The 8,797-nt window shown below is 34.9% G+C and carries 9 protein-coding genes; 2 read left to right on the forward strand and 7 right to left on the reverse strand.

The features are described 5' to 3' along the window. The 5 genes from WBF61_RS06150 to WBF61_RS06170 form a co-directional block, all read right to left on the reverse strand. The coding region (locus WBF61_RS06150) for a phosphomevalonate kinase (RefSeq protein WP_424254859.1) at window positions 1-359 on the reverse strand (359 nt) is incomplete at its 3' end. Window positions 360-394: 35 nt separating this feature from the next. After that, a complete protein-coding gene (gene mvaD / locus WBF61_RS06155) occupies window positions 395-1,369 on the reverse strand; it encodes a diphosphomevalonate decarboxylase (RefSeq protein WP_424254861.1) in 975 nt (324 codons plus the stop codon). Window position 1,370: 1 nt separating this feature from the next. Next, the gene (gene mvk, locus WBF61_RS06160) at window positions 1,371-2,303 is read right to left on the reverse strand and encodes a mevalonate kinase (RefSeq protein ID WP_424254862.1); all 933 of its coding nucleotides are present in this window, start codon (window positions 2,301-2,303) and stop codon (window positions 1,371-1,373) included. Between the two features lie 31 nt (window positions 2,304-2,334). Beyond that, window positions 2,335-3,693 carry a tripartite tricarboxylate transporter permease gene (locus tag WBF61_RS06165; RefSeq protein WP_424254864.1) on the reverse strand — a complete coding sequence of 453 codons (1,359 nt, stop codon included), beginning with the start codon at window positions 3,691-3,693 and terminating at the stop codon, window positions 2,335-2,337. Further along, entirely contained in the window at window positions 3,693-3,977 is a 285-nt protein-coding gene (locus WBF61_RS06170) for a hypothetical protein (RefSeq protein WP_424254866.1), read from the reverse strand. Before WBF61_RS06170 ends, WBF61_RS06165 begins: the two co-directional genes overlap by 1 nt. Before the next feature lie 227 nt (window positions 3,978-4,204). Between WBF61_RS06170 and coaA the strand changes: the two genes are divergently transcribed. Together coaA and guaA are read left to right on the forward strand one after the other, a co-directional pair. Further along, entirely contained in the window at window positions 4,205-5,128 is a 924-nt protein-coding gene (coaA, locus tag WBF61_RS06175; RefSeq protein WP_424254867.1) for a type I pantothenate kinase, read from the forward strand. Between the two features lie 131 nt (window positions 5,129-5,259). Next, the gene (gene guaA, locus WBF61_RS06180; RefSeq protein ID WP_424254869.1) at window positions 5,260-6,816 is read left to right on the forward strand and encodes a glutamine-hydrolyzing GMP synthase; all 1,557 of its coding nucleotides are present in this window, start codon (window positions 5,260-5,262) and stop codon (window positions 6,814-6,816) included. A gap of 50 nt (window positions 6,817-6,866) precedes the next feature. Here guaA and WBF61_RS06185 read toward each other — a convergent pair whose 3' ends face one another. Beyond that, window positions 6,867-7,736, reverse strand: a complete 870-nt coding sequence (locus tag WBF61_RS06185; protein ID WP_424254871.1) for a tyrosine-type recombinase/integrase — start codon at window positions 7,734-7,736, stop codon at window positions 6,867-6,869. 182 nt (window positions 7,737-7,918) lie between these two features. Further along, window positions 7,919-8,647, reverse strand: a complete 729-nt coding sequence (locus WBF61_RS06190) for an Ltp family lipoprotein (RefSeq protein WP_424254872.1) — start codon at window positions 8,645-8,647, stop codon at window positions 7,919-7,921. Window positions 8,648-8,797: the final 150 nt, after the last annotated feature.

An 8,797-nucleotide genomic window follows, 5' to 3' on the forward strand; every position in this document is an offset into this window, starting at 1 on the left:
CTAGAGCCTAGTCCATATTTTCGACCATTGGAACTATCTAATTCACTGTCCACTGTTAGACTGAAAAATGCTAATGACTTATTTAATTCTTTTGCGTATTTTTCCGTTAATGTAATCGCGGCTAAAATATAATGAAAAGGATTTTCTCGTTTATCTAGTACCAATTGATCATTGTGCCTTCTCCATAAAATAGGTAAATTGCCATACTGGAAAGATGTAATACTTCCAACATTTTTTGTTTGTTCAAGGGACACGGTTATAAATTGATCAACTGCTACAATAATAGCTGGGTGGCCAGGTTCAACCACGGCGTACTCACCAGCAATGTAAAGCTTGCCGGGTGCTGAAACTTCTATCATGACTCATTTCCTCCTTTACTATTCAGTGTTGCTTTCTACTCAGACAAAACTTTAAGCCCTTCACCAGGTTTGGCAATAATTAATTGGTCAGAGTCAAAGTGAGTTTCAAATCGTTTTTTTATTTTATCGCTATCTGTTAAGCGGCAAAGAACCTTTACATTAGGGCCAGCATCCATTGTAAAATAACAAGGAAGACCTTCTTGACGCAATTGACGAACTAGTTGCATCGCAACTACACTATCTGGCTCCCAATAAGAAAGAGGAGGATTGGCACCTAACATTGTACCATGCATTTTCATTCCATTGCTTTCAGTTATTTCGCCCATTTTTTGGAAATCATGCGAGTAGATAGCATCCTTAATCTCGATCAAGTCTTTAGCAGTGCTTTCTAGCCAACCTGAATAAAAAGGAGAAGTCTTAACGGTATTTTTCATTCCTTCACGACTTGAGATTTCTTTTTGACGACTATTCACAACAACGACTAGCATTCCAATATCCCAATCAGCGTCGTCGATTGGAACGGCATATGAATCAGTTGAAGAAGTCCCCATTTGCCACTCAACGAAACCTCCATAAATACTGCGTGTTGCTGATCCTGAACCTTTTCTAGCAAAGAGTGATAATTCTCGCTTTGTTAACTGAAGGTTACAGGCTTCATTTGCAGCTCCAGCTAAAGCAGCCATCCCAGATGCAGAAGAAGCTAATCCAGCTGCAGTGGGTACAAAATTAGTACTTTTTATTAGTGCAGGAGAATGAATGCCGGCAGGTTTTCTGAATAAATCTAAAAAATGGCTAACTTTTTTAGTAGCAACGTCGTTTTGTAAAACGCCGTTTAAGTAAAAAGTGTCCTGTTGAATTGAGGAATCAAATGCAACAGAAGTGTCGGTATAAAAAGCATCCAACGTTAGAGAAAGACTGCTACTAGCTGGTAAGATAAGTTTCTCATCTCTTTTCCCCCAATATTTTATTAAAGCAATATTCGTATGTGCGCGTACTTTTTTCTCAGTCATCTTAATCATCCTTTCTCATGTTGTAAATCCATGTATGTTTAGCACCGGCATTTAAAAGAACATCAGATAACTGAGAAGCATGCTCTTTATTTTTTGCTAAAGCAATCATACAACCACCTCGACCACCACCAGTTAATTTTGCACCCAGTGCTCCTGATTCTAATGAGGTATGGACAAGTGTGTTTAAGATAGTGTTGCTAACACCAAGAGAGTCAAGTAAGGTATGAGCTTGAGTCATATATACTCCTAATTGGTTCGTTTTGTTTTGTTGAATAGCCTGTTTAGCTTCTTTAGCTAATTGACCTAGTTGCTTTATTGAATCGTCTGTTTTTTTAGGATCAGAATGATACAAGAGTGCAATGTTTTCAACAGCTTCTTTTGTTTGACCAGTTATTCCAGTATCAGCAACGACTAGGTACGCGGATACTTTTAGTGGAAAGAATTCGAATTTTTGACCTTTGATATAGTAGAGAGGAGAAGTGCCACTGGTCATTGCAGCATCCAAACCACTTGGATTTCCATGAGCGATAGTTTCAGAAATATTTGTTAATTCTAATAAAACATCATTTGACAGAGACTCCTCAAAATAATGGAACAAAGCACGTATGGTTGCAACAGCAACAGCAGCACTAGAACCCATTCCTCTTTCGGCAGGAATCGTACTATTAATCGTAATATCAAAATTTTCAAGTGGTTTATCTAGTTTTTTTACAGTTTCAATAATAACCGTCACTAAATTTAAAAGGCGCTTAGGAGCTTGAGATAAGGGCCCTTTATAAAAAAAACAGTCTAACGAAACAGGTCCGTTCGTAGTTTCAATCGTAGTTTCAATGGCAGTAGCAAAGAAAGGGATAGCTATGGCAGGTTCGCCATAGACAACGGAGTGTTCTCCCATTAAAATGATTTTTCCGTTTGATATACCGGTCGCTTTCATAAGAGACCTCCTTTTTAAATGGTTTTGATTTTTATAAGTTTGCTAGTTTTTCAATAATCCAAGGTGCAGCATAAAGAGTCATAAACTGAATGCCATAATTAACGCCCATTTTGTTTAATGAACCACAGACAATACCGATTAATAGAACACCAAAAATATTAATTAGTCCAGCATCCATGTAAGCCAATAGTAGAATAAATGAAATAAATAATCCGAGAACAGCTTCATGGGGTATCCGAGTCAAGACAAAACGAGAAATCACTTCAGCATAACGGTTAATAACAAAATAAGAAAGACAACTTGCGATAACAGCACCAACTAAAATAGCCCAGATAAACTCACTTCTGCTTAATATATGGTGTAAATTGTTATCTACAGTAAAAACAGGAGGAGCATTAAATAAGGCATTTCCAGGACCAATAGAGGTAGGAGATAATGGAATACCTAACGCAATTAAAGGAATAATGATACCAGATAAATAGGTTGACTGAGCCAGCGCACTCATGGTTGTAATACTAGTTGTCGCCTTTTCAACTAAATCTTTCTTGCGGTTTCCAACTGCTCCACCAAATAAAATAATTAAACCAACAGGACTTAAAACAAAGAAAAAATTAGAAACTAAGGCTGCAAAAGAGGCAGACTTTATCTCTGATTTTGAGAGTATTTTCAATGGATTTAATGTTTGTTTGCTCGTTTGTTTTTCAGAGAGTGTAATATATTTTGGTTGATTGGTTAACATACTTTCTTGACCTTCTTTAGTTAACAATGAAAATAGCGAAATAATAAGCGGGCCAATTGTAATTCCTAAAAAGAAGGAAGTAGTAATATTCGTCTCTTTAGGAACAACTTCCAAGCCCCAATAAAGATAGCGTAAACTTTGAAATAATAATGCTAAAGGAATAATACTTAACAAAGCGAGAATTTTATTTTTACCGATTAAAGATAAAAAAATTGCACCAATAACAAATAATAATGGAGCATAAGGCTGAATGATTGTACCATATGGTGCTAATAAATTAGCAACAACAAGTGAAATAGGAATGGAAATGACCGTTCCTATTAATGAGCCAGCAGCCATTTTCTTTATCGTCACAGCAGATAATCCTCTATTTTTCAAAAAAAGAGCATGCTCAATCATAGGACTAGATAACACACCGCCTGGTAAACCAACTAAAGCGGTTGGCATAGCATTGGTCAAATTTAACGTAATAATAGCTGAAATAAAAAAAGTTAAAATAATAATAGGTGGTGTTCCCGCTAATACTAGAGCTAATGATACAGGCACAAGAACGGAAGTCTCATCTGTTCCTGGTATAAAGCCAATAAAGGTATACAATAGAAAAGCAGATAAAGAAGCAACAACCATTTGAGAGAATAAAAGGATATCCACTATTTGCTCACTCCTTGGTGTCTAGTTGTTTCTTTCTTTGGTTCATCATGATTGGTTGGATTTGTGATAACGCGTTTTGGTTTAATAAAGATACTCGAGAGTACAAATCCTATCAAGGCACCTGCAAGTCCGAAGAAAAGCTGTTTACTTTTATCATCTATTGGTGCTAAGAAAAAAGCACCCATTGTTGAGAAACTCGAAAATAAAATAGCTAAGATTAAACTTTGAATAGCTACAACATCTCCCCAAATTAAAACCATTTTTTTATTTACATCATCTTTCATATAAAATCCTCCCATAATTAGTAATACATATTTTATAAAATAGCAAATAACAGCAGAGACACTAGACCTCCAACACTATCATACTACACTAAGTTCGTTATTCATGACTAGTTAAGTTTCTTTTAAGATAACGCATTAAATTAAATTTGATTTAGAGAGAACTACAAATAGTACAGATTATTTGTTATAATTGGACAGAAGTTTAAAAGAATACGGAGGGCCGCTGCATGAAAGAATCAGCAACATTCCATATTATCGAACGTGATGAATGGAAAGAGTTAAATAAAAACACTGCTGCTCCATTGAGCCATCAAGAATTAGAAGAGCTAACCGGCTTAAACGACCGTATTTCTCTATTGGATGTCGAGGAAGTTTACGTACCGATTATCCAACTTCTGGATGTTTACATTCGTCAATATGAGCACTTACAAGCAAAAAAAAATGCATTCTTAGGGCAAAAAATTGTAAAGAAACCATACATTATTGGAATAGCAGGAAGTGTGGCTGTTGGAAAAAGTACAGTCGCACGTTTGTTACAGACTTTGCTATCTCGTGTCTATAAGGACAAGACTGTAGATATGATTACGACAGATGGTTTTCTTTATCCCAATGAAACGTTACGTAAAGAGAATTTATTGAATCGGAAAGGTTTTCCTGAAAGCTATGATATGGCACGGTTGATTGCTTTTTTAGGAGATGTAAAAAATGGGAAAAAGGATGTAGTTTCTCCTGTTTACTCACATCAAATCTATGATATCGTTGAAGATGAGTTTCATTTATTGAATCAACCAGATATTCTAATAGTAGAAGGGATTAATATTCTTCAATTGCCTGCAAATGAACAAATCTATATTAGTGATTTTTTTGATTTTTCTATTTATGTAGATGCAGAACCTGACCAAATTGAAAAATGGTATTTAGAGAGATTTAGCACATTATTAGACACGGCATTTACGGATCCAAGCAACTATTATTTTCCCTATGCTCAAGGTAATCGCCTAGATGCATTTACAATGGCACGAGGAATTTGGAAAACAGTAAACTTGAAAAATTTAACGGAATTTATTATGCCGACTCGAAATAGGGCAGATTTAATCCTTCATAAGAGTGGGAATCATTATATTGATCGATTATTGCTTAGGAAATATTAAAAAAAATTTAGAAAAGCGTTTTCGACATATTGATTTGTTTACTCAGAGTCGATACAATGAAGCGTAACAGAGAATTATACTTAAAATAGATAACGAACTGTAAAAAAGAAAAAATAGATGGGGTGAACTGTGTGGCAATAACTACTGATTTAACAAATGTTGAAAAAATTGTTGTACTAGATTTTGGAAGTCAATACAATCAATTGATTACTCGACGCATTAGAGAATTTGGCGTATTTTCTGAACTGATTTCTCATAAAGTAACAGCTGAAGAGCTGAGCAAGATGAATGCAAAAGGTATTATTTTCTCAGGCGGACCGATGAGTGTGTATGATGAAGGTGCATTCTCTGTTGATCCCGCTATTTTTGAGCTAGGGATTCCTATTTTAGGAATCTGTTATGGAATGCAATTGATGGCAACCGCACTAGGTGGAAAAGTAGAAGCCAGTTCAAATCGTGAATATGGAAAAGCAAAAATTAAAATGACGGATGTTTCTGCACCTTTATTTGAAGGTTTAGCAAAAGAAGAAACGGTTTGGATGAGTCATGGCGACTTAGTCACACAAGTTCCTGTAGGCTTTGAAGTTGCAGCAACTAGTCCTCATTGTCCAATTGCTTCTATGGTTGATACAAAAAGAAATTTCCATGCTTTCCAATTTCACGCAGAAGTACGCCATACTGAACAAGGAAATGAAATGCTTAAGAACTTTGCTTTTTCCGTTTGTGGCTGTAAAGGAACTTGGAGTATCAGTAATTTTATCGATATTGAGATTGCGAAAATTCGTGAAACAGTTGGTACTAAAAATGTGTTATTAGCTTTATCAGGTGGAGTAGATTCAAGTGTTGTTGGAGTCTTATTGCAAAAAGCTATCGGAGATCAACTAACGTGTATCTTTGTTGATCACGGTTTATTGCGTAAAAACGAAGGCGACCAAGTTATGGCTAGTTTAGAAGGTAAATTCGGTTTAAATGTTATTAGAGTAGATGCTAAAAAACGTTTTATGGATAAATTAGCTGGTGTTAGTGACCCAGAACAAAAACGTAAGATTATTGGGAATGAATTTATTTATGTTTTCGATGATGAAGCAACAAAACTAAAAGGCATTGAATTCTTAGCTCAAGGAACTCTCTATACAGATGTGATCGAAAGTGGAACAGATACTGCTGAAACCATTAAATCACATCACAACGTTGGTGGACTTCCTGAAGACATGCAGTTTAAATTAATTGAACCATTAAACACCTTATTCAAAGATGAAGTACGTGAATTAGGAATTGAATTAGGTATGCCAGAAAGTTTAGTATGGCGTCAACCTTTCCCAGGTCCTGGATTAGGTATTCGTGTACTTGGCGAACTGACTGAAGAGAAAATTGAAATCGTCCGTGAGAGTGATGCTATTCTTCGTGAAGAGATTGCATTAGCTGGACTTGACCGTGATGTATGGCAATACTTTACTGTGTTACCTGGTATTCGTAGCGTTGGAGTTATGGGTGACGGTCGTACGTATGATTACACTGTGGGTGTGCGTGCTGTTACTTCAATCGATGGTATGACAAGTGATTTTGCTCGTATTCCATGGGATGTCTTGCAAAAGATATCTGTTCGTATCGTAAATGAAGTTGCACACGTTAACCGTATCGTGTATGACATAACAAGTAAGCCACCTTCAACTATCGAGTGGGAATAGAAATGAAAAAGCTGTTAGGCGTTGTTAAATCAACGTTCTAACAGCTTTTTTTATTGTGCTGGACTTACTTTGGACTTAATTTTTAAATCGTTCATTTGTTTGGCCATATCTTGTTGTTTATTTGGGTAAAGGTGACTATATGTTCGAAGCGTTGTTTCTATCTCTTCATGGCCCAATCTCTCTTGAATAAGAATAGGAGAACAACCCATCTCAACTAATAATGATGCATGAGAGTGTCTTAAATCATGTGTCCGAATCTTTTTAACATCTGCATTCTTGGACCCGCGTTTCATTTCATTTTGTAAATAAAACTTATCAACAGGGAACAACCTTGCTTCTGGATCATAATCATATATTTTGTTTATATATTCATCTAAGTCTTCAAATAAAGATTCAGATAATGAAATAACCCTTTTAGACTTAGGAGTCTTTGGTTCGGATATGATATCTCTACGGTTTAATCTAGCATAAGATTTGTTTACATTGAGAGTTAAGTTAACTTTATCAAAGTCTTTACCATTAAGAGCTAGTAATTCACCAGAACGAATACCGGTCCAAAATAACAAATTGAAAATTATTTTGCTTGTTGGTTTATCTGACACAGCTTCAATAAATTGATTAAATTCGTCTAATGTCCAGAATTGCATTGTATCAGCATGCTTTTTACCGATGCTGCCAGTTTTATGAATAGGATTAGAAGGTAAGTTATAAAATTTAACAGCATAATTTAGAATAGCTGAAATTTGATTGTTAATAGTCTTAATATAAGTTTGACTTAACTTTTTACCTTGAGAAGTTTCTTGCTTTAATAACCAATTCTGCCATTTCCTTATTTTCAATGAATCGATTTGATTAATAGGTAAATCTTCAAAAAACGGTAGTATTTTTGTGTTAATTACGTATTTTTTGTTTTCTTTCACCAGAATTAGTTTTATAGTAAAATCTCGAAGTCCATGTACTATTTTCTTTGTATGCTGGCATTTATGTTCCTCCTATTTTATGCTACAATAGGACATAGAAAAGAGACCTAATGTAGGTTGTTTTTTTTGGTTGAACATCACTCAAACTTTGGTCGGGGAGAGTGGTGTTTTTATTTTATTTGTTACGGTAAATTATCCATAGCATATTGCGCTTGTTCACTTGTAAATTCCTCATAAATCAATTGATCATAAAGACCTTGATCAGAAAATGAAGTGTAATCTAAGTAATCTATAGCTGCTTGAAGAGCGTTTTTATTCCAATCAGTTTTTACATTATCGATTGCGTATTGTGCAGCATCATCTGGATATCCTTCATAAATCAATTGATCATAAAGTTTGTTTTTTGAAAAGCTAGTATAATCTAAATAATCATAAGCATTGTTAAGAGCATTTTTATGTTCTCTTGGAACTTCTGACTCTTTTTTTGATTCTTCAGCAGCAATAGATTCTGAAGTAGCCTTAGCCTTTTCTTCTTCATCTTTCTTAACCGATTCAGCTTCAGCTTTTTCCTTTTCTTCTTGCTCTTTTTTTACTTTAGCCTCAGCTTCTTCCTTTTCTTTTTTTGCTATTACTTCAGCTTTTTCTTGTTTATCCTTTTCATCTAGTTCTTGTTTTGCTTCAGCTTCAGAATCTTCCTCACTTGTATCTTTTATGACCTCACTGGATTTTACAGTACTTCCTTCAGTTTGTTCTTCAGTAGTTGGATCCATAACTACTCCAACTATAAATAAAACAAAACCAACACCTATAGTAATTAAAGGCTTCTTAAAACCTTTCTTAGTAAAAAAAGAAGCGATTAACCAAATAATTCCAACTCCAAAAGCAAGAAAACCTATTATCCCAATAAACAAACCTATCTCCTCCATTTTTTGTTTACTATAAATGCTGTTAGTGTAAAGTAATTGTTGGAAACGAAAAAAAAGAAACAACTCCTGTGTTAAACTGTTTTTACCTACTAAAAACATAGAACAGGAGTTGTTCCTTAATGGATATTATACAGT

The organism is Carnobacterium sp. (assembly GCF_049673005.1).
Lineage (GTDB): Bacteria > Bacillota > Bacilli > Lactobacillales > Carnobacteriaceae > Carnobacterium_A.